The sequence below is a fragment of the Streptomyces chumphonensis genome (assembly GCF_014779715.1).
GTDB classification, from domain to species: domain Bacteria; phylum Actinomycetota; class Actinomycetes; order Streptomycetales; family Streptomycetaceae; genus Streptomyces; species Streptomyces chumphonensis.
This window is the reverse complement of sequence record NZ_JACXYU010000002.1, coordinates 331012-357514: the sequence shown is the minus strand read 5'-3', so window position 1 is coordinate 357514 and position 26503 is coordinate 331012. Positions and strand designations below refer to the sequence as shown.

General features: G+C 75.0%; 24 protein-coding genes and 1 pseudogene. 12 read left to right on the top strand and 13 right to left on the bottom strand.

The genetic code is table 11. The features are described from left to right. Window positions 1-31: 31 nt before the first annotated feature. Window positions 32-1816 carry a 3-hydroxyacyl-CoA dehydrogenase family protein gene (locus IF129_RS06870; RefSeq protein WP_191208577.1) on the bottom strand — a complete coding sequence of 595 codons (1785 nt, stop codon included), beginning with the start codon at window positions 1814-1816 and terminating at the stop codon, window positions 32-34. 394 nt (window positions 1817-2210) lie between these two features. On the opposite strand from IF129_RS06870, the gene IF129_RS06865 reads away from it, so the two are divergent. Next, window positions 2211-2834 (top strand): hypothetical protein, encoded by a 624-nt coding sequence (locus tag IF129_RS06865; RefSeq protein ID WP_318153595.1) that lies wholly within the window; start codon window positions 2211-2213, stop codon window positions 2832-2834. Here IF129_RS06865 and IF129_RS06860 read toward each other — a convergent pair. From IF129_RS06860 to IF129_RS06830, 7 genes are all read right to left on the bottom strand, one after another. After that, entirely contained in the window at window positions 2831-3319 is a 489-nt protein-coding gene (locus tag IF129_RS06860) for a GNAT family N-acetyltransferase (protein WP_191208576.1), read from the bottom strand. The genes IF129_RS06865 and IF129_RS06860 overlap by 4 nt on opposite strands. Window positions 3320-3391: 72 nt before the next feature. Then, on the bottom strand, window positions 3392-4840 hold the full coding sequence (locus IF129_RS06855; protein ID WP_191208575.1) for a glycoside hydrolase family 16 protein: 1449 nt from the start codon (window positions 4838-4840) through the stop codon (window positions 3392-3394). A 218-nt stretch (window positions 4841-5058) separates the two neighbouring features. Beyond that, entirely contained in the window at window positions 5059-5433 is a 375-nt protein-coding gene (locus tag IF129_RS06850) for a hypothetical protein (RefSeq protein WP_191208574.1), read from the bottom strand. Window positions 5434-5463: 30 nt separating this feature from the next. Continuing rightward, entirely contained in the window at window positions 5464-5808 is a 345-nt protein-coding gene (locus IF129_RS06845) for a roadblock/LC7 domain-containing protein (RefSeq protein ID WP_381480741.1), read from the bottom strand. 154 nt (window positions 5809-5962) lie between these two features. Then, on the bottom strand, window positions 5963-6751 hold the full coding sequence (locus tag IF129_RS06840) for a transcriptional regulator (RefSeq protein ID WP_191208572.1): 789 nt from the start codon (window positions 6749-6751) through the stop codon (window positions 5963-5965). 2 nt (window positions 6752-6753) lie between these two features. Next, the gene (locus IF129_RS06835; RefSeq protein ID WP_191208571.1) at window positions 6754-7173 is read right to left on the bottom strand and encodes a hypothetical protein; all 420 of its coding nucleotides are present in this window, start codon (window positions 7171-7173) and stop codon (window positions 6754-6756) included. A gap of 176 nt (window positions 7174-7349) precedes the next feature. Continuing rightward, entirely contained in the window at window positions 7350-8381 is a 1032-nt protein-coding gene (locus IF129_RS06830) for an Rv2578c family radical SAM protein (protein WP_191208570.1), read from the bottom strand. Between the two features lie 187 nt (window positions 8382-8568). Between IF129_RS06830 and IF129_RS06825 the strand changes: the two genes are divergently transcribed. From IF129_RS06825 to IF129_RS06795, 7 genes and pseudogenes are all read left to right on the top strand, one after another. Then, a complete protein-coding gene (locus IF129_RS06825) occupies window positions 8569-9021 on the top strand; it encodes an SRPBCC family protein (RefSeq protein WP_191208569.1) in 453 nt (150 codons plus the stop codon). A gap of 110 nt (window positions 9022-9131) precedes the next feature. Next, window positions 9132-9986 (top strand): SAM-dependent methyltransferase, encoded by an 855-nt coding sequence (locus tag IF129_RS06820; protein ID WP_191208568.1) that lies wholly within the window; start codon window positions 9132-9134, stop codon window positions 9984-9986. 104 nt (window positions 9987-10090) lie between these two features. Then, window positions 10091-12528: pseudogene (locus IF129_RS06815) on the top strand (SpoIIE family protein phosphatase). A 20-nt stretch (window positions 12529-12548) separates the two neighbouring features. Continuing rightward, window positions 12549-13283: a class I SAM-dependent methyltransferase gene (locus tag IF129_RS06810; RefSeq protein ID WP_191208567.1), complete on the top strand. Its 735-nt coding sequence runs from the start codon at window positions 12549-12551 to the stop codon at window positions 13281-13283. 95 nt (window positions 13284-13378) lie between these two features. Next, window positions 13379-14209, top strand: a complete 831-nt coding sequence (locus IF129_RS06805) for a M55 family metallopeptidase (protein WP_191208566.1) — start codon at window positions 13379-13381, stop codon at window positions 14207-14209. Then, a complete protein-coding gene (locus IF129_RS06800) occupies window positions 14202-15554 on the top strand; it encodes a M20/M25/M40 family metallo-hydrolase (protein ID WP_191208565.1) in 1353 nt (450 codons plus the stop codon). The genes IF129_RS06805 and IF129_RS06800 overlap by 8 nt, the downstream gene beginning before the upstream one ends. Window positions 15555-15614: 60 nt before the next feature. Then, the gene (locus tag IF129_RS06795) at window positions 15615-17633 is read left to right on the top strand and encodes a S9 family peptidase (protein WP_318153593.1); all 2019 of its coding nucleotides are present in this window, start codon (window positions 15615-15617) and stop codon (window positions 17631-17633) included. Window positions 17634-17730: 97 nt separating this feature from the next. Here IF129_RS06795 and IF129_RS06790 read toward each other — a convergent pair whose 3' ends face one another. The 3 genes from IF129_RS06790 to IF129_RS06780 all read right to left on the bottom strand — a co-directional run bounded on the left by IF129_RS06790 (window position 17731) and on the right by IF129_RS06780 (window position 20361). Beyond that, window positions 17731-18147, bottom strand: a complete 417-nt coding sequence (locus tag IF129_RS06790; protein ID WP_191208564.1) for a CBS domain-containing protein — start codon at window positions 18145-18147, stop codon at window positions 17731-17733. A 122-nt stretch (window positions 18148-18269) separates the two neighbouring features. Then, window positions 18270-19079, bottom strand: coding sequence for a methyltransferase domain-containing protein (locus IF129_RS06785; RefSeq protein ID WP_191208563.1), 810 nt, complete (start codon window positions 19077-19079; stop codon window positions 18270-18272). Between the two features lie 100 nt (window positions 19080-19179). Continuing rightward, entirely contained in the window at window positions 19180-20361 is a 1182-nt protein-coding gene (locus IF129_RS06780; RefSeq protein ID WP_191208562.1) for a baeRF2 domain-containing protein, read from the bottom strand. Between the two features lie 352 nt (window positions 20362-20713). Here IF129_RS06780 and IF129_RS06775 point away from each other — a divergent pair, with 352 nt between their 5' ends. The 4 genes from IF129_RS06775 to IF129_RS06760 all read left to right on the top strand — a co-directional run bounded on the left by IF129_RS06775 (window position 20714) and on the right by IF129_RS06760 (window position 24134). Then, window positions 20714-21529, top strand: a complete 816-nt coding sequence (locus IF129_RS06775; protein ID WP_191208561.1) for a SigB/SigF/SigG family RNA polymerase sigma factor — start codon at window positions 20714-20716, stop codon at window positions 21527-21529. 79 nt (window positions 21530-21608) lie between these two features. Next, a complete protein-coding gene (locus IF129_RS06770) occupies window positions 21609-22718 on the top strand; it encodes an aminotransferase class I/II-fold pyridoxal phosphate-dependent enzyme (RefSeq protein ID WP_191208560.1) in 1110 nt (369 codons plus the stop codon). Beyond that, window positions 22715-23734, top strand: a complete 1020-nt coding sequence (locus IF129_RS06765) for an MBL fold metallo-hydrolase (protein WP_191208559.1) — start codon at window positions 22715-22717, stop codon at window positions 23732-23734. Before IF129_RS06770 ends, IF129_RS06765 begins: the two co-directional genes overlap by 4 nt. A 91-nt stretch (window positions 23735-23825) precedes the next feature. After that, window positions 23826-24134 (top strand): 4a-hydroxytetrahydrobiopterin dehydratase, encoded by a 309-nt coding sequence (locus IF129_RS06760; protein ID WP_191208558.1) that lies wholly within the window; start codon window positions 23826-23828, stop codon window positions 24132-24134. A gap of 24 nt (window positions 24135-24158) precedes the next feature. On the opposite strand, the gene IF129_RS06755 is transcribed toward IF129_RS06760, so the two are convergent. Beyond that, a complete protein-coding gene (locus IF129_RS06755) occupies window positions 24159-25313 on the bottom strand; it encodes a trypsin-like serine protease (protein WP_191208557.1) in 1155 nt (384 codons plus the stop codon). A 120-nt stretch (window positions 25314-25433) separates the two neighbouring features. Next, window positions 25434-26393 (bottom strand): LysR family transcriptional regulator, encoded by a 960-nt coding sequence (locus IF129_RS06750; protein ID WP_191208556.1) that lies wholly within the window; start codon window positions 26391-26393, stop codon window positions 25434-25436. Between the last annotated feature and the right edge of the window lie 110 nt (window positions 26394-26503).

The window sequence follows — 26503 nt, the reverse complement described above, 5'->3', positions numbered from 1 at the left end:
TCCAGCAGCCCGCCCCACCCGGTCGGAACGCTCACCGACGGGCGTACTCGCGGAAGCCGCGGCCGGACTTGCGGCCCAGGCACCCGGCCGCCACCAGATGCTCCAGCAGCGGTGCCGGAGCGAGGCCCGGCTCGCGGAACTCCTCGTGCAGCACCCGCTCGATGGCGAGCGAGACGTCGAGCCCGACGACGTCCAGCAGTTCGAACGGGCCCATCGGGTAGCCGCCGCCGAGCTTCATGGCGGCGTCGATGTCGTCCAGTGTCGCGTAGTGCTCGTCCAGCATCTTCACCGCGTTGTTCAGGTACGGGAAGAGCAGGGCGTTGACGATGAAGCCGGCCCGGTCCCCGCAGTCGACGGGGTGCTTGCGGATGCGGGTGGTCACCTCGCGCACCGTCGCGTGGACGTCGTCCCCGGTCAGGACCGTGCGGACGACCTCCACGAGCTTCATCGCCGGGGCGGGGTTGAAGAAGTGCATCCCGATCACGTCCTGCGGGCGATCGGTGGCCCGCGCGCAGGCGACGACGGGGAGCGAGGACGTCGTCGTGGCGAGGACGGCGCCGGGCCGGCAGACCCGGTCCAGGGTCGCGAACAGCTCCTGCTTGATCCCCAGGTCCTCGGCGACGGCCTCCACGGCCAGGTCGACGCCGGCCATGGCGTCCGGCGAACCGGCGGGGGTGACGCGGGCGAGCGCCGCGTCGCGGTCCTCCCCGCTCATCCGGCCCTTCTTCACCGAGCGGTCCAGCGAGGAGGCGACGCGGGCCTTGGCCTTCTCCGCCTTCTCCTCGCTGCGGGCGACCAGGACGACGTCGTAGCCGGCCTTCGCGAACACTTCGGCGATGCCGCTGGCCATCGTCCCGGAACCGGCGACGCCGACGGTGCCGACCTCGCGCGCGGTGCCGCGCCGCGCCCCGGCGTCGGGGGTGAGCGCGTCGGGGACGACGACGGCGCTCCCGGCGGCCTCGTAGGTGTAGAAGCCGCGACCCGCCTTGCGGCCGGTGAGCCCCGCCCGGCTCAGCTGGCCCAGGATCGGCGCGGGGGCGTGCAGCCGGTCGCGCGACGCGGCGTACATGGCGTCCAGGACGGTGCGCGCGGTGTCGATCCCGATGAGGTCCAGCAGCTCCAGCGGGCCCATCGGCAGGCCGCAGCCGAGCTTCATCGCGGCGTCGATGTCCTCGCGGGTCGCGTACTGCGACTCGTACATCGCCGCGGCCTGGTTGAGGTAGCCGAAGAGGAGGCCGTCGGCGACGAAGCCGGGGCGGTCGCCGACGCGGATCGGCTCCTTGCCCAGCTCCTGGGCCAGTTCGGTCACGGCGTCGACGGCCGCCGGCGCCGTCAGGACGGAGGAGACGACCTCCACGAGCTTCATCGCCGGGGCGGGGTTGAAGAAGTGCAGCCCGAGGACGCGCTCGGGGTGCGCGGAGTCGGCGGCCAGGCGGGTCACGGACAGGGCGTTGGTGCCGGTGGCCAGGACGGCGGTCGGCTTGACCACCTCGTCCAACGCCCGGAACACCGCGTGCTTGAGCGCGTACTCCTCCGGGACCACCTCGATGACGAGGTCGGCCTCGGCGGCGGCCCCGACGTCCCGGTGCGTGCGGAAGCGGCCCAGGACGTCCTGCCGCTCCTCCTCGGTGATCCGCTCGCGGGCCACCGAGCGGGCGGTGGACGCCTCCAGCGCGGCCACGGCCCGGCGGGCCGCCTCGTCGCTGGTGTCGATTCCGATGACCTCACGGCCCGCGCGGGCGAGGACCTCGGCGATGCCGGTGCCCATCGTGCCGAGGCCGACGACGGCGACTGTGCTCAGGGAAGGACGGTCCATCACGGGACTCCAGGGGTGACGACGAGAGAAGGGTGCCGGCCTGCCGCGTGGACCGGTGCGCGGCGCACGCCCGTCGGGGCGGCGCGGGGGCGCTGGGTGAGGACCGCGGCGGGCGGTTGAGTCGGCACGGCCCTGTCCCGGGCCGACGCCGTAACGTGCGTACGCGGACGTACGGATGCTGAACCGACTGACACTCTCGGCGGCTGCGTCACCAGACCGCCTGAGCGGTTGTCCCGCTCTGATGAGCAGGCTAACCGGCCGGTAACAAGAACGCCAGAGGGGCGGTCGCACGATGTCGTGTGGTCCCCGCCACGTGAGCGGTGTGGCCGGCCGCGCTGCCGGGGAAGCACCGGGGGAGAGTGCCGGGCACGGGGCGGCCGGAAGGGGCGGAGCGGTGGACGACACCTTGCGGGCGATGGCGGAACACGTCGCGGAGGAGGACGGCCCGACGCGTGACCGTCTGCTCGCGCTGGCCGGGGCGGCACCGGCCCGCGCCGACGCCCGGGACGCCCTCACGGAGTGGCTCACCGCCGTCGGACGCCCGCTGTGGCAGCAGGAGATGGCCGCCTACGCGCTCGCCCTCGCGGGGGACCCCCGCGCCTTCGAGACGCTGGTGTTCCTGCTGAACCACCGCGATCCCGTGCGGGGCGAGCGCGCGGCCGAGGGGCTGTTCGCGCTGGCCGACCCCCGCACCGGCCGGGCCGCGGCGGCGCTGGCCGGCAACGCCCTGCGCACGGCCTACGCCCTCCACCCGGTGCGCCTCCTCACCCGGCTCCGGGCGCCGGAGGCCGCACCGACGCTCTCGGCGCTGCTGCGGCGGCTGCTGGCCGGGCCGGAGCACCACTGGCCCGTCGCGCGGGCCTGCGTCGAGGGACTGGCCGCGCTGGCCGACCCGGGGTGCCGGCCCCTGCTGACGGACGCCCTGGCCCACCCCCCGCTGCGCCCCGCCGCCGAGGTGGCCCTGTGCGCGCTCCCGTCCCCGGAGCCCGCCGCGTCCCCGGAGCTCCCCGGAGCCTAGAGGTCGCGGTACATCAGGTGGAGGTCCACGGAGCCCTGGTCGGGGTGGTCGAACCCGCCGGGGACCGTGCCGATGACCGTGAAGCCGATCGACTGCCACAGCGTGACGGCCCGGGTGTTGGTGGCGACGACCGCGTTGAACTGCATGCCCCGGAAGCCCGCCGCGCGGGCCCACTCCAGCGAGTGCTCGCCCAGGGCCCGACCGACGCCGCGCCCGCTGCGGGCCGGATCGACCATGTAGCTCCCGTTGGCCACGTGGGAACCGCCCCCGGCCTGGTTGCGCGCGACCTTGGAGGTGCCGAGCACCGTCCCGTCGTCGTCCACGGCGACGAACGCCCGGCCGGGCGGCGGCACGAACCACAGGGCGCGAGCGGCCTCCTCCGGGGTGTCGGGGTCGTAGGTGTAGGTGTCACCCGCCGCGATGATGCCGCGCATGAAGGCCCAGATCGCGGGCCAGTCCTCTTCGGTCGCTTCTCTGATCAGCACGGGGTCAGCATGACGCGCCCCGCCGCCCGTGCCAAACCGTCGAGCGGTCGGCACTGCCGGCGGGGCCCGGGCTCAGCCGAAGGGCAGGTGCAGCACGGAGCGGTCGCCGGTGCCGAGCGTGCTCGGACCGGTGCCGATGGCGTTCCACACCTCCACCCGGACCGTGCCGTTCACCATGTCGCCCAGGGAGCCGGTGGCCGAGTGCAGCCCGCTCTCGGCCGTGTAGTGCTCGACGCCGGGCACGGGATCGGTGGCGAAGTAGCGGTAGGTCTCCGAGCGCTCCCAACTGCCGTCACCGGTCCGGTCGTAGGAGATCCGCACCTGCTGGCCGTTGCCCACGGTGGTGCCCGCGTCCACGAAGAGGTCGAACGCCGTGGTGCCGCCGGAGTAGTCGCCCGTCACCCCTCGGGCCGTGAAGGTCTGCACCGCGTGGGGTGTGCCGTCGTGGTTGCGGCCGTCGGCGGAGGCGAGCGTCGCCGTCCCGGCGGCGGGCCCGGCCTCGCCGAGCCCGCCGCCGTCCCGCAGGTACAGGGTGCTCGGCGTCGGCTCGCCGGGGTCACCGGGGTCCTGGCCGCCGTCGCCGCCGCGCGTCCACACGCCCACGTAGTCGACGAGCATGGAGTGGCCCGGCTCGGTGGCGGCGGTGGGCGTGGCGTGCCCGGCGACGCCGTCGGGGAACCCGCCGCCCATCGCCACGTTGAGCAGGATGAAGTATCCGGCGTGGCCGGTCATGTTCTGCCAGGTCGTGGCGTCGAACCGGTCCTGGGTGAGCCGGTGGTAGAGCTGGTCGTCGACGTACCAGCGCAGTTCGTTCGGGGAGACGCCGCGGTCCCACTCGAACCGGTAGGTGTGGAAGGCGGCCTGGCAGGACGTCCCGGGGCAGGGACGGCTGGCGCCCAGCCCGTTGTTCTCGTCGCACGGCCCGCCGGGGGCGACGCCGCAGTGCAGGACGCCCCAGACGCGGTTCATCCCGTTGACGTTCTCCATCACGTCGAACTCGCCGACGCCCGGCCAGTTCCAGTAGTTGCCCCGGTAGGGCGAGCCGAGGGCCCAGAAGGCCGACCAGTAGCCGAGAGCCTGCTCACCGGCGACGTCCGGCATCCGCAGCCGGCTCTCGATGCGCAGGGTTCCGCCCTCGGGCGCCTTGAAGTCGCTCCTGCGGGTCTCGATCCGTCCGGAGGTCCAGTTCCCGGCGCCGTCGCGCAGCGGGGTGATGCGCAGGTTGCCGTTGCCGTCGAGGCTCAGGTTGTCGGTGGAGTCGGTGTAGCGCTGGATCTCCCCGGTGCCCCAGTTCGCGGGGCCGCCGGGGTAGGAGTGGCCGAGGTCGGTGATCCACTTCTCGCCGGAGGGCGGGGTCCGGTCGGGCCCGGTGAAGTCGTCGCCCCACTGAAGCTCCCAGCCGTCGGCGGGCGGCGGGATGTCCCCGCGGGCGGAGGACGTCCCGAGGCCGGAGGCCAGGACGGCGAGGAGCAGGGCGACGACGCCGAGCACGGCGTGTCGTCTGCGGACGTGTGCGGACATGAAGGAGAGCACCTCCTGGGTGGGGGGAAGCACAGGGCTGAGAGCGCTCTCGTGGTTTTATAGATGGACGCGTGGGGGCCGTCAACGCCCCTGCCGCGTCGACTTCTTGAAGGCACGGCGCATGCGGTGCGCCGGTGACGGCGCGAGGACCCCCGCACCGCCGGTGCGGGGGTCCTCGCGCCGTGCGACGGCCGTGTGGCCGTCTGGTCCACGGGCCGTCAGATCTCCAGCAGCGCCTCGACGGTGCGGAGCTGGTGCCGGGCCATGGCGAGGTTCGCCCGGCCCCGGTCGAGGGCGAGGTAGAGGAACAGCCCGCCCGCGTCCCGCCGCTTGAGCAGGCGGATCAGGTGGTACTGCGTGCCGAGCGTGATGAGGATGTCCTCGATCTCGTCGTTGAGCCCCAGGTGCTCCATCGTGCGCAGCTTCGCCCGCACGACGTCGGTGTTCCCGGCGGCGGCGACGCCGAGGTCGAGGTCCTTGCCGCCGCCGAGGGTGCCCAGCGCCATGCCGCTCTCGTAGTCGACCAGTGCGACGCCGACGACGCCGTCGATGGTCGTCATCGCCTCTTTGAGAGTGGTCTCGGTGTTCGCCATGGGATGTCCTTTCTGTGGTGTGACGGAGGGTCAGGAAGCGGCGTCTTCGAGAAGAGCGCCGATGCGGGCGCCCGCGCGGCGGGCCTCCAGGTGGACGCGGCCGACGTTGCTGCGCGGCTCGGCCAGCACGGTCAGGACGGCGGTGGTGCCGGCCGCGTAGGTCGCGACGTAGCCGCCCTCGGCGCGGACGACGAGTTCGTGGAAGCCGCCCTGCCCGGTGACGTCGGCGAGCCGTACCGCGACGCCGAGGGAGGCGGCGGTCACGGCGGCCAGCGGCTCCGGATCGACCCGCGCGGTGTCCGAGGCCAGCACGAGTCCGTCGACGCTCGCCGCCAGGGCGCCGGTGACCTGCGGCAGCCGGGCACGCAGCCGCAGGAGTTCGTCGAAGACGTCCGCGCGGGGCGGCCGGGGCGGCGCCGGCGGCGGGGGCGGGGGCGGAGGCGTCCGCTCGCCCACCGGGCGCTGGCGCAGGGCACGCCTCATGACGCGGTGGGGGTGGACGACGACGGGGTACGGGCGGGTGGTGGGCTCAACGGAGGGCCTCCAGGGCGTCACGTATGCGGCGCAGGGTCGCGATGTCCGGGCAGTCGGTCGGCGTGGGTGCCGGGGGCGGCGGGGCGTCCGCCCGGCGCCGGGGGAGCGGCGTGGGGAAGGTGTGCGGCGTCTCGACGAGCCCGGCCGCGGCCAGCCGCCGGACGTCGAGCAGCGTGCGGTACGCGGGACGGGCCAGCGCGGTGGCGATGTCGGCGGGCGTGCGACGGCCGTCGGCGAGCCGCAGGACGTCGAGCTGGCGGGGGGTGACGGCGCATCGCCCCGCCGGGCCCCGCCCGGCCGGTCCGCGCTCCCCCGCCCGCCGCGGACGGACCGGAGCGGAGTCCACCTCGTCGTGCGGCCAGATCCGCCGCAACAGCCGGCTGCGCCGTCGCATCTCCCGGTCCAGCGCCGCCACCGGCGCCGAGCGCACCGGGCCGAGCCAGTGTCGGACCCCGTGGTCGAAGCGGACGGGCCCCTCGGGGCGGGACCGCAGGAGGTAGGCGGCGTCGTGGAGCGCTCCCAGATGGCAGATCTCCAACTCGCCCCGGGTCAGGTGGCCGTGTTCCAGGAGCGATCGGGCGCCGCCGTCGTGCGCGTCCCGCCAGACGGCGGCGTCCAGGCGGCCGGCCCGCACGAGGAGGGTGCCCACGTCGGGGGAGCCCGCGCACTCGGCGTGGGCCACGGCGCCGTCGAGGAGGTACAGGGTGCCGGCGGGCCCGACGAGCGCGCCGGTGGCGGCCTCGTCGGCGAGGTGCGTCAGGAGGTGGTCGAGGGCGGTCGCCATGGTCAGCTCAGCACCAGCTCGCGGGCCAGCTCGGCCAACCGGATGCGGGCCAGGGCGAGGTTTCCGTCCCGTCGGTCCAGCCACAGGTGCAGGAAGACGCTGCTGTCGAAGGCCGTCTCCACGAAGCGCAGCAGGTGGTAGCCGTCGCGGGTGGTGATGATGAGGTCCTCGACGGCCGGCTCGGGAGGGCCGGGCGCGTCGGTCGCCGCCGGTGCGCCCGGGCGGGCCGTCTCGGCGAGCGTCACCTGCTCGGCGGCCGTCCGGGCCAGTTCGGCGGTGTCGGCCGCCGTCACCTCGTGGTCGCCGGACACGGCGGAGCCGATCGTGCCCAGGGCGAGCCCGCTGGTCCAGTCGACCACGGCCGCCCCACGCGCACCGGACAGTCCCATCGCCGCGAGCAGGCACTCGTCGATTCCGGACACGCCAGCATTCCTCCCCGGATTCCGGCACCGGGATTGGCACCGGACGTGAGGGCGAAGTTACGCTTCGTGCCATCCGTTCGGGCGGTTTCGGCGGTACTGCTCCGCAATCGCCGTGGACGGGATATAGTCCGCGCCGCATATCCGGATGGCATGTGCCCCGGTCGCGCCCGGCCGCCTCACGGCAGCGTCAGTTGAACGCCCTGGTCCTCCCGCGCGGGCCCCGGGGGCGGCTCGGCGGCGGGCGGCAGCCGCCGGGCCGCCCCCGCCCGGGCGGGGCCGATGCCGTACTCGGCGGCCAGCTCGTGCACCTGGCCGGTGATCCGGCGCTGGTACCAGGTGGGCGCGTACGGCCCGTCCGCGTACAGGTTCTCGTAGGGGCGCACGAGGTGCGGATGGTGGCGGGCGAGCCAGGCGGTGAACCACTCCCGCGCCCCCGGGCGCAGGTGCAGGGTGAGCGGCGTGACGGACGTGGCCCCGGCGGCGGCGACGGCCCGCACGGTCGCCCGCAGCTGGGCGGGGGAGTCGCCCAGGAACGGGATCACCGGGGCCATCAGGACCCCCACCCCGATGCCGTGCCCGCTGAGCGCGCGGACGACGTCGAGTCGGCGCTCGGGGGCGGGGGCGCCCGGCTCGACCGTGCGCCACAGCTCCTCGTCGGTGAAGCCCACCGACACCGCGACGCCGACCTCCGTCACGGCCGCCGCCGAACGCAGCAGGTCCAGGTCGCGCAGGATGAGGGTGCCCTTGGTGAGGAGGGAGAACGGGTTGGCGAAGTCCCGCAGGGCGGTGAGGATGCCCGGCATGAGCCGGTAGCGGCCCTCCGCCCGCTGGTAGCAGTCGACGTTGGTGCCCATCGCGATGTGCTCGCCGCGCCACCGGGCGGAGGCCAGCTCGCGCCGCAGGAGTTGGGGGGCGTTCGTCTTGACGACGATCTGGGAGTCGAAGTCCCGGCCGGTGTCCAGGTCGAGGTAGCTGTGCGTCCTGCGGGCGAAGCAGTAGACGCAGGCGTGGGTGCACCCCCGGTAGGGGTTCACCGTCCAGTCGAACGGCATCCGGGAGGCGCCCGGCACCCGGTTGAGGATCGACCGGGCGCGGACCTCGTGGAAGGTCACGCCCCGGAACTCGGGGGTGTCGACGGTGCGGGTGACGACGGCGTCGGTGTCGAACAGGGCGGCCGAGCCGTCCCCGCCCAGGTGCTCCCAGCGCATGGCTGCCTCCTCGTGCTCGCCCCCGGCGTCGGTCGCCCCCCCCGCTTCGAGAATAGAACATCTGTTCGGAGCCGTGGTGTCAACCGCGATTTGGCCCGCCCGGCCCGGGGTGGTGGGATGGCCGCTGGTGCCCCGGGTCCACCGGACCCGCCGGGCGCACCCCACCGTGCGACACTCAGGAGGAGCCATGGCCCAGGTCGAGGTCAGCAGGGAGCGCGAGATCGCGGCGGACCCGAACGCGGTGTTCGAGGCCCTCGCCGACTACGCCGGCACCCGTGAGCGCGTCCTGACCGACCACTTCAGCGAGTACGAGGTGCGCGAGGGCGGCACCGGTGCGGGCACGCTCGTGCACTGGAAGCTCCAGGCGACCAGCAAGCGGGTCCGGGACTGCCTGCTGGAGGTCGACGAGCCCTCCGCCGGGCGGCTCACCGAACGCGACCGCAACTCGTCCATGGTCACCACCTGGACCGTCACCCCGGGCGCGACCGAGGGCAGCAGCCGCGTCACCGTCGAGACGACCTGGCAGGGGGCCGGCGGCATCGGCGGGTTCTTCGAGAGGACCTTCGCCCCCAAGGGCCTCGGCCGTATCTACGACGAGCTCCTCGCCCGCATGGACGGCGTCGTCCGCGCCCGGGCCTGACCGCGCCGCCGGGCGGGAGCGGCGGCGGAATCCCCCCGGGGCTCGTGCGACGAGCCCCGGGCCCCTAGATTTGGGTCCCGCCATCTCCCCACCCCGGACACGGAGTTCCCATGACCCACGACGCGACCGCAGCCCCGACCGGGGCGCCGCGGATCGACAGCAACGTGCCCCACTCGGCGCGGATGTGGAACTACTGGCTGGGCGGCAAGGACAACTACGAGGTCGACCGGTCCGCCGGGGACGAGATCCACCGCCTGCACCCCGGGATCCTGGAGTACGCCAGGGCGGACCGGGCGCTGCTCGGCCGTGCCGTGCGGCACCTGACCGGTGAGGTGGGCATCCGGCAGTTCCTGGACATCGGCACCGGGCTGCCCACGGCCGACAACACCCACGAGGTCGCCCAGCTCGTCGCGCCGGACGCCCGCATCGTCTACGTCGACAACGACCCGCTCGTCCTCACACACGCGCGCGCCCTGCTCACCAGCACCCCCGAGGGTGTCACCGACTACATCGACGCCGACCTGCACGAGCCCGACGCCATCCTCGAACAGGCGGCGAAGACCCTCGACTTCTCCCGGCCGGTGGCGGTGATCCTGCTGGGGGTGGCCATGTTCGTCGACGACACCGAGGAGGCGTACCGCATCGTGCGCCGGCTCATGGACGCCGTGCCCTCCGGCAGCCACCTCCTGCTGTCGCACACGATCACCGCGCCGGGCTTCGAGGACGTCGACGAGGCCGTCAGGTTCTGGAACTCGGTGGGGACCCCGAAGCTCAAGCAGCGCACGCCCGAGCAGATCACCGGCTTCTTCGAGGGCCTGGACCTGCTGGAGCCGGGCGTCGTCTCGTGCTCCCGGTGGCGGCCGGCGCCCGCCGTGGGCCCCGCGCCCGGCGGCACCGGGGGGCCCGAACAGCCCGAGCCCCCCGAGGAGGTCGCGTTCTACTGCGGGGTCGCGCGCAAGCCGTAGCCGCCCTCCCGCCAGGTTTCAGCAGGTCTTTGCCCGGATCTCCGGCGCGCGGCGGCGCCCCGCCTCTACCGTGGTGGAGTCCGCTGGAAGGAGACTGGCAGCCCATGGAGCACGAGCAGCCGGGCACCGCGGCCCCCTCGGGCGTCCCCGCCCAAGGGGGGTCCGGTGCCTCGACGGCGTCGCACCCGTCGGCGACCCCCGAAGGTCCCGACGCCCAGGGGCGCATCCCGCTGGCCGTGGTGGTCGTGGACCGGCAGGGCGCCATCACGCACGCCGGCTCTTCGGGCCGTCCCGGGAGGAGGCGGTGGGCCGCCCGGCGGCCGAACTCATGCCGGTCTCGGGCGCGTTCGGCGACCCGGGCTGGGAGGCCGGGCTGCGCGGCGACGCCGTCGGGTACGCGACGACCGGCCGGGCCGGCGGCGCCGGGGCGGGCGATCCCGGCGACGTCCTGTGGTGGGCCTACCCCCTCGTCGGCCCCGGGCCGGAACGGCTGCTGGTACTGGCCTCGGGCACCGAGGGGCTGACCGCCTCCGACGAGGAGGAGCGGCGCATCGCTCCCGGGCTCGCCCTGCACACCGACTTCCCCGGAGCCGACCGGCTCGCCGCCCGGCTGCCCGAGATCCTGCCGAGCATGAGCCCGCAGGAGAGCGCCCGGGTGGTCTCCCAGGTCCTTGAACTCGGCTACCCGGTGCTGGAGGTCAGCCGGCACGAGCGCGTGCCCGTCACGCCCGACTGGGGCGTGGCACGACGCGTCGCCCGCCGTGCCCGGCTGATCCGCGCGGCCGCGGCGGCCGACATCGACCCGAGGGCCGCCGAGGCGGCCGCCGCCGAACTGGAGTCGGACCTCGAGCACGCCGCCGTCCGCGAGCGCCTGGAGTTCCTCAACGAGGTCAGCGGCCGCATCGGCACCTCACTGGACCTCGCGCGGACCATCCAGGAGGTGAGCGCCGCCGTCGTCCCGCGCTTCACCGACGTCGCCGGAACCTACCTGCGGGAGCAGGTGGTGGCCGGTGAGGGCTTCCCCGACGGCGTCCCGGACACCACGACGCTGTGGCACCGCGTCGCGCTGGAGCACACCGACGAGCCGGGGCGCTGGGACGACGTCGTGCCCGTCGGCGAGTCCATGCCCTTCCCCGCGCACACGCCGTTCTTCCAGTGCATGACCACCGGGGAGCCGGTCCTGGTGCCGCGTATCACCGAGGAGATGGGCCACGCCATCGCCTCGCAGTTCGAGAAGCGGGACATCCGTCCGCTCATCACCCACCGTTCGATGCTCGTCGTGCCGCTGAAGGCGCGCAACGTCGTCCTCGGCTTCATGATCCTGCTGCGCCACCGCGAGCGCCCGGAGTTCAACGACATGGACCGCGTGACCGGCGCCGAACTCGCCGCCCGCGCCGGGCTCGTCCTGGACAACGCCCGCATGTACACCTACCAGGAGAACGTCGCCGACACCCTCCAGGACAGCATGCTGCCGCGGATCGCCGCCCGCATGCCCGGCTGCGACACGGCCACGCGCTACCTGCCCGGCACCCGCCTCGGCCGGGTCGGGGGCGACTGGTTCGACACGATCCAGCTGCCCGGCTCCCGTACCGCCCTGGTGGTCGGCGACGTCATGGGCCACGGGCTGAACTCGGCGGCGATGATGGGCCAGTTGCGTACCGCCGTGCAGACCATGGCGGGCCTGGACCTGGAGCCGGCCCAGCTCCTGCGCAGCCTCGACGACCTCGCCCAGCGGCTCGGCGACAGCTACCTCGCCACCTGCCTGTACGCCGTGTACGACCCGATCGGCTCCCGGCTGCTCATCGCCAACGCCGGGCACATCCCGCCCGTGTTGGTGCGCGCGGCCGACGGCCGCAGCGAACTCCTGGAGCTGCCGACCGGCGCGCCCATCGGCGTCGGCGGCGTGGCCTTCGAGACGGCCGAGGTCCCCGTCGCACCCGGTGACCGGCTGGTGATGTGCACTGACGGACTGGTCGAGGTGCGCGGCCAGGACATCGGCACCGGGCTGGCCGCGCTGTGCGAGTCGGCGGCCCACCCGGCCGCGTCCATGGACGACGCCTGCGACACGATCATCCGCACGCTGGCCGCCGCGGCGGCGGCCGAGCGCGACGGGCGCAAGGACGACGTGGCCCTCCTCATGGCGCGGCTCAACGGCATAGACGGCGAGGACACGGCGGCCCACACCCTGGCCGCCGACGTCCGCGCACCCGGCCGGGCCCGCGCCCTGGTCCGCGCCCGGCTCGACGGGTGGGGACACGGAGACCTCGGTGCGACCGCCGAGCTGCTCGTGAGCGAGCTGGTGACCAACGCGGTGCGGCACGCGGGCACCGCCGGGGTCGAGGTCCGCCTGGTACGCGGTGACGCCCTGCTGTGCGAGGTGACCGACGAGGACCCCGCACTGCCCCAACTCCTGAGCGCCCGCCCGGACTCCGCCGCCGGCCGGGGCCTGAGGGTCGTGAGCCGGCTCGCCACCCGGTGGGGTACGAGCCGCACCGGACGGGGTAAGACGGTGTGGTTCGAGTTGGCGCTCCGGCGCCGCTGACAACCGGCCCAGGGGGCGAGATGACGGCAGTCGAGGACATCCACGGCGGTTCCGGCACACGGTGGGAGGGATACTGGCAGCAGGCCCCGGAGGAACCGGGGCGGGTCTTCTGGGACGCGGCCCCCGAGGTCACCGTCGAGCGGCACCGCCCGTTGTTCGCCCCGCACTTCACCGACGACCTCCCCCTGCTGGACCTCGGCTGCGGCACCGGGCGGCAGACGGTGGTCCTGGCCGGGCACCACACACCGGTCCTGGGCCTGGACATATCCCCGGCCGCCGTCGCGCTCGCCCGGCGGCGAACCGGCGCCGCCGGGGTGGACTTCCGCGCCGCCGACGTCACCGACCCCGACGTCGCCGCCCGGCTCCACGCCGAGCTGGGCGACAGCCACGTCTACGTGCGCGGCGTCCTGCACCAGTGCGCGCCGCCGGAGCGGGCTCGCTTCGCCGAGGCCGTCGCCGTCCTGGTGGGCACCCGCGGTCGGGCGTTCGTCTGCGAGCCCGCCGCGGCCGCCAAGGAGTCCCTGCGCGGGTTGATGGGCCGCCCCGGCGGGCCGCCGCCCACGCTCGCCGCGGTGTTCGAGCACGGCATAGCGCCCACGGAGATGCCCGACGAGGAGGTCCCCGCCGCCTTCGCCGGTGCCGGGCTCGCGGTGCTGGCCTCCGGGCGGGAGCCACTGGTGACGACCGAACCCGGCCCGGACGGCGCCGCGGTGCGGCTGCCCGCGCAGTGGCTCGTGGTGGGGCGGAACGGCTGACCTGCGCGCCCCGCCCGCCCGGCCGGTGGAAAGCGCGCCCGCCCCGGCCGGGGCACGCTTCCACCGGCCGGGCGGGGCGCGTAACGTGTCCCGCCATGAAGATCCTTGTCAGCGCCGACATGGAGGGGGCCACCGGCGTCACCTGGCCGGACGACGTCCTGCCGGGCCACGCCCAGTGGGCGCGGCACCGGCCGATGTTCACCGGTGACGTCAACGCGGCGATCGCCGGGTTCTTCGACGGGGGTGCCGACGAGGTCCTGGTCAACGAGGCGCACTGGTCCATGCGGAACCTCCTGCTGGAACAGCTCGACGAGCGGGCCCGGCTGCTCACCGGCCGGCACAAGGCGCTGTCCATGGTCGAGGGCGTGCAGCACGGCGACGTGGACGGCGTCGCGTTCGTCGGCTACCACGCCGCGGCCGGGGCCGAGGGCGTGCTGGCCCACACCTACCTGGCGAACTCCCTGACCGGGGTGTGGGTGGACGGCAGACGGGCCAGCGAGGGCCTCCTCAACGCCCTGGTGTGCGCCGAGTACGGCGTGCCCGTCGTCCTGGTGACCGGTGACGACAGGGCCTGCGAGGACGCCGGCGGGTACGCGCCCGAAGCGCGCACGGCCGCCGTCAAGGAGTACGTGTCGCGCTACGCGGCGGTGTGCCTGCCGCCCGCCCGCAGTGGTGCCGCCATCCGGGCGGCGGCCCGAGCGGCGGCACCCCTCGCGGTGCGGCACGCGCCGGTCGTCACCGAGCACGAGGTGACGCTGGAGTTCGACGCCGAGCACCTGGCCGGTGCGGCCACCGTGGTGCCCGGCGTCCGGCAGACGGGGGAGCGGCGGGTCGGTTACGCCTCCCCGACCATGTACGAGGGCATCCGCTGCTTCAAGGCCGTCACGACGGTCGTGTCGGCGGCGGTGGAGGAGCAGTATGGCTGAGCGAGCGGCGTCCGGCGCGCACATTGACGAGCGGGCGCTGGAGGAGGTGGTGGCCGCCACCGCCGACCTGATCCGCATGGACACCACCAACCGGGGCGGCGGCGAGGGGTGCGAACGCCCGGCGGCCGAGTACGTCGCCGAGCGGCTGGCCGACGCGGGCGTCGAACCCCGGCTGCTGGAGAAGGCCCCCGGCCGCACCAACGTCGTCGCCCGCGTCCCCGGTACCGACCCCACGGCCGACGCCGTGCTCGTCCACGGCCACCTCGACGTCGTCCCCGCCGACGCCGCCGAGTGGTCGGTGCACCCGTTCTCCGGGGAGCTGCGCGATGGCTGCGTCTGGGGCCGCGGGGCCATCGACATGAAGAACATGGACGCCATGGCCCTGACCGTGGTCCGCGCCTGGGCCCGCGCGGGCGTCCGGCCGCGCCGGGACGTCGTCCTGGCCTTCACGGCGGATGAGGAGGACACCGCCGAGTACGGCGCCGGATACCTCGTCGAGCAGCACGCCGAGCTGTTCGAGGGCTGCACCGAGGGGCTCAGCGAGTCGGGCGCGTTCACCTTCCACACCGACACCGGGCTGCGGCTCTACCCCGTCGGCGCGGGGGAGCGCGGCACGGCGTGGCTGCGGCTGACCGCCCACGGACGCGCCGGCCACGGCTCCAAGATCCACCCCGACAACGCCGTGACGCGGCTCGCCGCCGCCGTGACCCGGATCGGCGAGCACACCTGGCCGGTCCACCTGACGCCGACCGTCCGGGCGGCCCTGCGGCGCCTGGCGGAGCTGCACGGCCTCGACGCCGGCGGCCTGGACGGCCCGGACGCCGGCGGCGCCGCCGAGGAGCTGCTGGGCGCGCTCGGGTCCGCCGCCGACCTGATCCGGCCGGTCCTGCGCAACAGCGGCAACCCGACGATGCTCGACGCCGGGTACAAGGTGAACGTCATCCCCGGCCGCGCGGGCGCGCACGTCGACGGGCGGATGCTGCCGGGTGCCGAGGAGGACTTCGCCCGCACCCTCGACGCGCTGACCGGCGACGGCGTCGACTGGGAGTTCCAGCACCGCGAGATCCCGTTGGAGGCGCCCGTCGACAACGCCACGTTCGCCGCCCTGTGCGAGGCGCTGGAGCACTTCGACCCCGGCGCGCACGCCGTCCCGTGGTGCCTGACGGGCGGCACGGACGCCAAGCAGTTCTCCCGGCTCGGGATCGACGGCTACGGCTTCTCACCGCTGCGGCTGCCACCCGGGTTCGACTACGGGGCCCTCTTTCACGGGGTGGACGAGCGGGTCCCCGTCGACGCCCTCCACTTCGGGGTGCGGGCCCTGGACCGCGCCCTGCTGTCCCTCTAGCCTCCCGGCCGTGTTCCGACCGCCCGTCCGAGACCGCAGCAACCGTCAGGAGACGCACCGGTGACGGCTTCGCAGATCCTCCCGCACGGCACCTGGCCCACGCCGATCGACGCCGCCCTGGTGGCCGCGCACGACGGCCGCCCCGAGTACCTGGGCGCCGTCGGCGGGGAGTTGTGGTGGACGGAGCCCCGGCCCGAGGAGGGCGGGCGCCGTGCCCTGATGCGGCTGCGGGCCCCGGGCGGGGCGGTGTCCGGGGACGCCCCCGAGGAACCGGAGTCCGTGCTTCCGGAGCCGTGGAACGTGCGGAACCGGGTGATGGAGTACGGCGGACTGCCCTGGGCGGCAGTGCCCCGGGCGCGGGGCGGCCCCCTCCTGGTCTTCACCCACCACGGCGACCAGCGCCTGTACGCCGTGGAGCCCGACGTCCCCGGCTCGGCGCCCCGCCCCCTCACGCCGGTCTCCGGAGTGGGGGGCGGTCTGCGCTGGGCCGACCCCGTGCTGCGCCCCGGGCGGGACGAGGTCTGGTGCGTCCTGGAGGAGTTCACCGGCGAGCGGCCCACCGACGTGCGCCGCGTGCCGGCCGCGGTGCCGCTGGACGGCTCCGCCGCCGAGGACCGGACCCGCGTGAGGGAGCTGAGCCGCGACGGGACGGCCGTCGGCGGCGGCGACTTCGTCACCGGTCCGCGCGTCTCGCCCGACGGGCGGCACGTGGCGTGGCTCGCCTGGGACCACCCGCGGATGCCCTGGGACGGCACCGAGCTGCGGCTGGCCGAACTCACCGGGGACGGGGTGCCGGGGGAGGCCCGCACGGTCCTGGGCGGCCCCGAGGAGTCCGTGGCGCAGGTGGAGTGGGCCGCCGACGGCTCGCTGCTCGCGGTGACGGACGCCTCCGGCTGGTGGAACCTGCACCGCGTCGACCCCGGCGGCGGGCCGTCCGTCAACCTCTGCCCGCGCGAGGAGGAGTTCGGCGACGCGCTGTGGCGCCCGGGGCAGCGCTGGTTCGCGCCCCTGGAGGACGGGACGGTCGCCGTGCTGCACGGCCGGGGCGCGAAGCGGCTCGGCGTGCTCGACCCGCGCACCGGCGCGGTCGTGGACGCCACCGGGCCGTGGACCGAGTGGTCCGCCGCCCTCGCCGTGGACGGCACCCGGGTCGTGGGCATCGCCGCGGGGCCGCACACCGCCCACGAGATCGTCGAACTCGACACGGCCACCGGGCACAGCACCGTCGTCGCCGCACACCACACCGATCCGGTGGACCCGGCGTACTACCCGGTCCCCGTCCCGCGCACCGTCACGGCCCCCGGAGGACGCGAGGTGCACGCGCAGGTCTACCCGCCCCGCAACCCCCGGGCCCGCGGCCCGCAGGGCACGCCGCCGCCGTACGTGATCTGGGCGCACGGCGGGCCGACCGGTCGCGCCCCTGCCGTCCTGGACCTGGAGATCGCCTACTTCACCTCACGCGGCATCGGCGTCGCGGAGGTCAACTACGGGGGTTCCACCGGGTACGGGCGCGCGTACCGGGAACGGCTGCGCGGCCGCTGGGGCGTGGTGGACGTCGAGGACTGCGCGGCGGTGGCCCGGGCGCTGGCCGACGAGGGCAGTGCCGACCGGCGGCGGCTCGCGATCCGGGGCGGCAGCGCCGGCGGCTGGACGGCTGCCGTCTCCCTGACCTCCCCGGCCGCCGCCGACGTGTACGCCTGCGGCACCATCAGCTACCCGATCCTCGAACCGGAGAGCTGGTCGGGGGACGCCACGCACGACTTCGAGTCCCGGTACCTCGAAGGGCTCATCGGGCACCCCGACCGGGACGCGGAGCGGTACCGCCGGCGTTCACCCGCCCGCAACGCCGCCCGGCTGACGGTCCCGTTCCTGCTGCTCCAGGGGCTCGACGACGCCATCTGCCCGCCCGAGCAGTGCGAGCGCTTCCTCGCCGCGCTGGCCGGGGCGGGGGGCGAGCCGGTCCCGCACACCTATCTGACGTTCGCCGGCGAGGGGCACGGCTTCCGCCGGGCCGAGACCATCGTGCGGGCGGTGGAGGCGGAGCTGGAGCTGTACCGGCGTACGTTCGGCGCCCGCTGAGCCGGGCGGACCGGGCCCGCCCACCGCTACGTCCGCTGCGGTGGGCGGGTGCATGCGGGCCGGACACACGCCGGCGCGGCCGGGCCGGGGCGCGGGGTCAGCGGGCGTAGACGCGTTCGGCGAAGTGGGCGATCTGGTCCTCGCTGAGGTGCTGGGCGAGGTCGGCCTCGCTGATCATGCCGACCAGCCGCTTGTTCTCGATGACCGGGAGCCGCCGGATCTGGTGGCCCTCCATCTCGCCGAGGACCTCGGTCACGTCCGCCGAGGAGTCGATCCAGCGGGGCGTGCCGTGGCACAGCGCCTCGCAGGTCACGCGGGAGGGGTCGTGGCCGCGTGCCACGCACTCGACCACGATGTCGCGGTCGGTGATGATGCCGCAGAGCCGCTCGTCGGCGTCGCTCACGGGCAGGGCGCCCACGTCGAGCTCGCGCATGAGCTGGGCCGCGCGGTCGAGGGTCTCGTGCGCGGGAATCCACTGCGCACCCGGATGCATGATGTCCTTCGCCGTGGTCATCGGGTACCTCCACGTCGAGCCGGTGCCGCACGGGGGCCGTACGACACCAGCCATCCTGCGCCCCGGCCCGGACCCCGGCAACCGCAGTCCGGCGGGCCGCCCGACGGGGCCCGGGACCGGGCTCAGGGGCGGCAGAGGAGCTGTCCGTGCAGCACGCCGAACCAGGCGTCGGGGTCCGCGCCCCAGGCCCGCCAGGCCGCCGCGATCCGCGCCAGTCGCTCCGTCGTGGCGTGGCCGCCCTCCACCGCGAGCCGCGCGTACCGGGACTCCACGGTGCGGTCCGCCCACAGCGCGCTCCACCACGCCCGGTCCTCGGCGGTGGCGAAGCACCACACGTCGGCGGAGGGCGTGATCTCGGTGAACCCGGCCGCCCGGGCCCAGGCGAGCAGTCGCCGCCCCGCGTCGGGTTCGCCGCCGCCCGCCCGCGCGACCCGGCCGTACAGCTCCTGCCAGGCGTCCAGGACGGGGGAGGCCGGGTACCACGTCATGGCGTCGTAGTCCGCGTCGCGCACGGCGACGACCCCGCCGGGGCGGCAGACGCGGCGCATCTCGCGCAGCGCCCGCACCGGGTCGCCGACGTGCTGGAGCACCTGGTGCGCGTGCACGACGTCGAAGCTGTCGTCCGCGAAGTCCAGCGCGTGGACGTCACCCGTGGTGAACACCACGTTCGCCACGCCGCGCTCCCGCGCCGCGGCCCGCGCGGCGGGCAGTACGTCGGCGGCGTGTTCGAGTCCGGTGACGGTCCCGGGGGCCACCCGCGCGGCCAGATCGGCGGTGATGGTGCCCGGGCCGCATCCGACGTCGAGCACGGAACGGCCCGGGCGCAGTTCGGGGAGCAGGTACGCGGCCGAGTTCTCCACCGTGCGCCAGCGGTGCGAGCGCAGGACGGACTCGTGGTGGCCGTGGGTGTACACGGCGGTCTCTTCCGACATGGCCGCCACTCTAGAGCGAAGTCCACATCGCGAGAGAGATTGTCTCATCCTGTGGGCCTAGTGGGCCGGCGCGCCCGTGCGGCGGCGCCGGCCCGGTCCCTCAGCCGCCCTCCGTCTCGCCCTCGGCGTACGGCCAGCGCAGGACGGCGCCGAAGCCGCCGGCCGGCTCGTCGGCGACGGTCGCGCCCGTCCCCTCCCGGTCCGTCAGCGGCCGGACGGCCAGCACCTCCGCGCCCGTGGCCGCGGCGGCGCGCAGCAGCGCGTCGTCGGCCCGTGCCGACAGGGGCTCACCGGTGCCGAGGGTCTTCGCGTCCGTGCGGCGCACCGCGATCTGCTCCGGCTCCCGGCCGACCCACACCTCACGGCCGAGGTCCGGCCCTCCGGTCCGCACCAGCAACTGCGCGATGCGGTGCTCCCGGGCCGCCTCCACCAGGGCGGGCACGCCCTCGGCCGCGTCCGTACGGCCGCCGTCTCCCCGTCCGGCGCGGAAGCGGTCGAGCGCCGCCGAGGCGTGCCGTTCGGCGTGGGCCCCGCGGATCGCGGCCAGCTCCTGGTCCAGCAGGTGCTCACCGGCCCTGGCGCTGCTGCCCGGGTGGCGGGTGCCGTGCTCGGCGAGGACCGTCACCTCCCGCAGGGGCTCCGGCAGCCGGTCGCGCACCGCCACGCACTCGCGCTGCTCCCCGGCGAGGACCACGACCTCGGCACCCGTCCGCTCCCGGTGCTCGGCCAGCGCCTCGGCGACCAGGGCCGCGTTGCGCTCCCAGGTGTTCTCCACGGCGTTCTGGACGTGCCGCTCCGACCAGTCGGCGCTCCCGGTGCGGTGGAGCGGCCGGTCCTCGCCCTCGGCGCCCCCCGCAGGGGCGCTGCTCAGCGGCCCGCGCAGCTCGAAGTCCGCGCCCTGCCGGTCGATCCGGGCCAGCAGGCACACCGGCTCCGTCGCGGCCAGGTCCACCAGCGGCGCGGCGCGCGGCAGCGGTGCCCAGCCGACGTCCACGCGGCTCTCCGGCGCGGTGGACAGCGGCCGGTCGAGGACCACCTGCCCCTCGGTCGCGAAGACCGCGCGTCCCGGCGGGTTGGTGCCGTCCGGGACCGTCCGCAGGGCTTCGTACACCGCCCGGCACGTGGCGTCGTCCGCGCCCTGATCGCCCAGCGCCTCGCGGGCCTCACGGGCGAGCAGCTCCTGCCTGGCGGCCGCGTCCTCGGTACCGCCGGCCGTCGCGACGTAGGCGCTGGCCCACGGGCCCGAGCGGTCGTAGAGCGGGCTGAGGAATGCGAGATTCATGAAGTCTCCCGGAGAGGGGTCGTGCGGTGGTCGGGGTCGGGCGAGCCGGGGCGGGTGACGGCCGTCCGCGCCGGGGCCGTCGGCCCGTGGTCCGCGCGGACGCGGAGGTACCCGTACCCGGTCGTCACCCGTTCCCCCGCCATGTCGTCGCAAGATCGCGAACAGACCCCGGGTACCGCGTGAAGGGAGTGAAAAACCTGGTTTCGTCCCCGCATGCAGGGGTAATCGCCCCGTCGTGCTTCGGACCGTAGGCACATCCTTGGGAGCGTCACGACCGCCGCCCGGGTGTCCACCGGTCCGGTGGCGTGTCCCTCCCGTGCCCGCAGCACCACCCCGCTTGGGAGAGACCCGCATGACCCTCGCAGTACCGCGTACTCACAGCACACGCCATCCGCACGACGACGCCCCCGACACGGCCGAGCGCTTCTGTCGGCTGGCCCGTCTTCCGGAGGGGCACGAACGCGAGGAGCTGAGCCAGGAGATCGTCCGCGCCTGGATGCCCATGGCCCGGCGTCTGGCCCGCCAGTTCCGCAACCGCGGCGAAACCCTGGAGGACCTGGAGCAGGTGGCCGCCCTCGGTCTGGTGAAGGCCGTGGGCCGGTACGACCCGGCGCACGGCAGCGCCTTCGAGAGCTTCGCCGTCCCGACGATCGTCGGCGAGATCAAGCGCCACTTCCGGGACCACACCTGGGGCCTGCACGTACCCCGCCGGGTGCAGGAACTCCGCAACCGGGTCCGCACCGCGCACCGTCAGCTCAACACCGGGCTCGACGCCCACGCCCCCAGCGTCAGCCGCGTCGCCGAACACACCGGGCTCACCGAGGAGGAGGTGCGCGCCGGCTCGGAGGCGATGGAGAGCTACAGCACGCTCTCCCTCGACGCGGAGATGCCCAGCTCCGACGACGGCTACTCCCTGCTGGACGCGCTCGGCACGCGTGAGATCGGCTACGACCTCGTCCTCGCCCGTGAGGCGGTCAAACCCTCCCTCAGCCGACTGCCCGAGCGTGAACGCCGCATCCTGTACATGCGGTTCTTCTGCGACATGACGCAGAGCCGCATAGCCGAGCAGCTCGGCATCTCCCAGATGCACGTCTCACGGCTGCTCAACCGCACCTGCGACCGCCTGCACGCGGACGTCGAGCGGTCGGCCGCCCGTCTGCGGAACTGACTTCCCCGCCCCCGGCGCCGCGCGACGGCGCCGGGGAACTGCGATCGTGGAGGTCAAGGAGCGGCAGCGGAGGGCACGGATGCGCGATGAAGGCCGGAGCCCGGACCTCAGGCGGGCCGCCTGCGGGTACTGGCGGCGGCGCGGCCTGCCCACCGAGGCCGCACAGGTGGTGCCCGCGCGCACCGGCGACCTGCTGCTCCTCGCCCTGCTGGCCGCGACGCCGGGCCGCGTCTACCTGCCCGCGCCCGGGCCCGTCCGGCACCGGGCGCAGGCGCTGCTGCTCGACCGCGCACCGCACCGGTTGCCGACGCCCGCCGAGTGCGGCGGCGTGCCCGACCCCTTCGCCCTGCTGGAGGCCGTGCGCCGGGACCGGGCGGCGGGCCTGCGCCCCGGCGTCCTGCTGCTCTCCGTCGTCGACGACCCCACCGGGACCGTGCCGCCGCCGGAACTGCTGCACGAGGTGTGCGAGGCGGCGGCGGGCGAGGGCCTGGTGGTCGTCAGCGACGAGAGCCTGCGCGACACCTCCCACGACCCGCACGCCACCGTGCTCGTCTCCCCGGCGGAGATCCCGCACCCGAACGGACCCGACGCCCAGGACGTCGTCGTCCTCACCGACCCCCGCGCCGGTCACCTGCCCGGTGCGGAGGGACCCCAGGGGCAGGGGGCGGCCCTGGCCCGGTTCTCCGCCACCGCGCGCGGGGCGTCCCGCGCCGGGGCCGTCCGGCAGGTGCTGGACGCACTGGACGCACACGTGGGCGACGCGCCGGCCGTGGCGCGGGCGCTGGAGGAGCCGGCGGAGCTGCGGGCCGAAGCCGAGGCGGCAGCCCGGGCCGCCGGGCGTCACACCGCGACCCTGAGCCGGGTGGTGGCGGCCGCGGGCGGGGTGTGCCGGCCACCGCAGGCCGGGCGGCACGTCTACGCCGACCTGGAGCCCCTGCGTCCGCGGCTGGCCGCGCGCGGCGCCACGGACGCCGCTACCTTGGAGGCCGCGCTCCTGGTGCGGCTCGGCACCGGGGTGCTGGGCGGCCACCGCTTCGGGGACCGTCCGCGTGCCCTGCACGTCCGGCTGACCGCCGCCGCCCCGGGCGCCCCGGTACCGGAACACCGGGGCGGGCACGAGGCGTTGGCGAGGGCGGAAGCCGCCCTGGCCGACCTGGCGGGTCACTCATCCACGGGGAGTCGACGATGACGGAACAGCACGAGGACACGGGATCACCGCGGCCCACCGCCCCGCCGAGCCCGGCCGCGAAGCCCCGCGGCCGGCCGCGGAGCTTCGCCGACCGGCTCACCGAGCCGTTGCCCGGTACCGGGGCCGTGCTGCGCGCGGGCCTCACGGGCCGCTTCCGGCCGCGCGGGGAGGACGTGCGGGCGCAGGTGCCCCGGCTGCCGGTGGAGCCCGGCCCGCTGCCCGAGGCCGGCCCGCGCACGGTCGCCGTGACGTGGGCGGGTCATGCCAGCTGGGTCGTGAGCATCGCCGGGCTCACCGTGCTGACCGACCCGGTGTGGTCCCGCAGGATTCTCGGCACGCCCGAGCGGGTCACCCCCGTGGGCGTGGCCTGGGAGGCGCTGCCGCCCGTGGACGCCGTCGTCATCTCGCACAACCACTACGACCACCTCGACGCCGCGACGCTGGCGCGGCTGCCGCGCGACACCCCGCTGTTCGTCCCGGCGGGGCTGGCCCGCTGGTGCGCGCGCCGCCGCTTCACCCGGGTGACGGAACTGGACTGGTGGGAGGGGGCCGAGATCCCCGCGCCGGGCGGCGGGAACGTGCGGCTGGACTTCGTCCCCGCCCACCACTGGTCGCGGCGCGGACTGCTGGACACCTGCCGCTCGCTGTGGGGCGGGTGGATGCTCACCGCGCCGGACGGCCGCCGGATCCACTTCGCGGGGGACACCGGCTACGGGCACTGGTTCGCCGAGATCGGCCGCCGGTACCCGGGCATCGACCTCGCGCTGCTGCCCATCGGCGCCTACGCGCCGCGCGCCCTGCTGCGGCCGGTGCACACCGATCCCCCGGAGGCGGTACGGGCCTGTCGTGACCTCGGTGCGGCCCGGATGGCCCCGATGCACTGGGCGACGTTCCTGCTGTCGAGCGAGCCCCCGCTGGAACCGCTGATCCGGGTCCGTGAGGAGTGGGCGGCGGACGGCCGTCCGGCCGAGGACCTCTGGACGCTCCCGGTGGGAGGCTCCCGCGCCCTGCCCTGAACCGTCGGGCGGCGGCGCGCGGCCGTCACCGCCACCCGCCCCCGACCGCCCGTCGTCCGCCCGCGAACAACCTGTGGAGAGGAACACCGCCATGCCCGCACCGACGCCCCTCAGCGACGCCGACCTGTCGGCCGCGCTCGCCGACCTGCCCACCTGGCGGCACGAGCGCGACCGGCTGACCCGCACCTACCGCCTGCCCGGCCATCTGCCGGCCGCCGCCATGGTGATGCACATCGCCGCGCTGCACGAGGAGTTGGACCACCACTCCGACGTGGCGCTCGGCTACGACACCGTCGGCGTCGCGGTGAACACCCACAGCGTCGGGGGTCGCGTCACGGAGCTGGACACGCGACTGGCCCGCCGGATCGAGGAGATCGCGGCGGGCCATGGTGCGCGCTGAGCGGCGCCCTGACGGGCTCTTACGTCAGCCGGTCACCAGCGAGAGACCGTAGGAGTTCAGGATCTCGTTGATCGGCTGGTGGTAGGTGGTGCCGCCGGAGGAGCAGTTGCCCGACCCCCCGGAGGTCACGCCCTGGGCCTGGCTGCCGGAGATGAACGAGCCGCCGGAGTCACCCGGCTCGGCGCAGACGCTCGTGCGGACCAGGCCGTAGACGGTGCCCTGCGGGTAGCGGACGGTGGAGTTGTACTGCTGGACGTAGCCGCAGTGCCAGCCGGTCGTCGAGCCGGAGCGGCAGATGGACGAGCCGACGGCCGCCTGACGCGAGCCCGCCACGCGGTAGCTGCTGCCGCGCACGGACGACGTCGGGGTCCAGTTGCCGTTCACCGCCACCCAGGCCATGTCGTTGCCCGGGAACGAGGACCCCTGGAAGGTGCCCTGCGAGACCCGGTTGTAGCCGGAGGTGGAGGTGCCGGACCGGCCGCAGTGCCCGGCGGTCGCGAAGCCCGGGGTGGACCCGCGGCGCACGGAGAAGCCGACCGAGCAGCGACCGCCGCTGCCCATGTAGTAGGCGTCGCCGCCCACGAGGTTGTACAGCGGGCGGGGCTGCTCGTCGGAGCGCACGACGCGGACGGCGTCAGCGTCCGCACCGCTCGCGGCGACGAACTTCTTGGTGGCGGCCGTGTCCTCGGCGTGCACGACGACGCTGTTGGAGCGGGTGTCGACGTACCACACGGCGGCGTCCTGGGCGTTGTTCCTGTCGCCCTTCGCGGCCCGGTCCAGCTTGGCCCGGACCGACTCCAGTTCGGCCAGGCTGTGCTCGACGACCTCGGCTCTGGCGCCGGCCCGCTCGATCGCGGCGGCCTGGCCGCGGTCGGCGGTCGCCACGACCAGTTCGGCGGTGGGGCCCGTCACCCAGGCGCCGCTGAACTCGGCGCCGAGCGCCTTCTCCAGCCGGGGGGCGAGCGTGCTCGCCTCGGCCTCGTTCGCGACCCGCGTCTTGGCCTGGGCCTGGGTGAGGCCGAGGTCGCGTTCCATGGCCTTCAGCATGCCGGCGGGCAGCTGGACGGCAGTGTCGGCCTTGGGGGCCTCGGCGGCTCCCGCGGTGGCGGGAAGGGTCGAGATGCCCAGTGCCGCGATCGCCACAGCGGCGCCCGCGATCACACGTGTCCTGTGGAGCATGGGGGTTCTCCTCAGTGTCTGGGGGGTGCGCTCAAGAAGTTAGTGCCGCACCCGTGAGGTCGTGTACCTGCCAAAGGACACCTCTTACGGTGTGATGGAGGCCACGTCCCCGCCGAACCCTCAACCGCCGGAGTGAAAATGGGGGTTGGCCTCCAGCCAACGGCTGTAGCGCGGGCTGCGGGCGACCGCGTCCCGGTGCGCGGCACGCGCGTGCACGACGACGGCGGGCGCCGCCTCGGCCGCCGGGGAGTTCCGATCGTGGCCGATCAGGTGACGCCAGCTCAGCGGCGTCCCCACCAGGGGAACCGTCACCACGCCGGGCGTCGGGGGGAACGTCGCCCGGCACAGCCCGACGGCCCGCCCCACCTGGACCAGATGCACACAGGCGGCGATGTCCGTCTCGAAGAGGGAGGCGGGCGTGAACCCCGCCTGGGTGCAGGCGGCGGTGAAGCAGTCGGTGAAGCACCCGCTCCCGGGGGCGGCGACCCATCGTTCCTGGGCGAGCTTGCCCAGCTCCAACTCCTCCTCGTCCGCGCACGGATGGTCGTCGGCCAGCATCACGAAGACCGGGTCGCGCCCGACGAACTGCCACTCCAGCCGCCCCGAGGCCGGGGGCGTACCGTCCCCGCACACGCCCACCAGGGCGAAGTCGAGCCGGGCCTGCGCCACCATGTCGGCCAGCTCGGTCACCGACCAGGCCGTGCAGGTGCTCACCGGAGCCGTGGGGTGGGCCCCGGCCAGACGGTCCACCAGGCCGCCCAGGAGCGGCCCGTGGGTGCCGCCGATCCGGAAACGCGGGGCCGAGCCCCAGGAGCGGGCGAACCGGCGGGCGTCCTCCTCCAGCTGGCGCATCGCGGGGAGCAGCACCCGCGAGCGGTCCAGAACGAGTTCGCCGAGCGGCGTCGGGTGGGCGCCGGTGCGGTCGCGGACGAACAGGGCCCCGCCGAGGGCGCGTTCGATCCGCTTGAGCTGTCCGCTCAGCGCGGACTGTGCGAGGCCGAGCGCGGTGGCCGCGCGGGTGAGGCTCCCCGCGTCGGCTATCGCGCGGATCACCTTCAGATGCCGTAGCTCCAGGTCCATGAGTCCTCTTCTCGCGGACCGCGCTGTCCGGGCGCTCGGTGGGCGGCCGGTGAGCGGTCCGGTGTGGGGGGTGAGGCGCGTACGTGAACTCGTCGCACACGCCCTGCGGG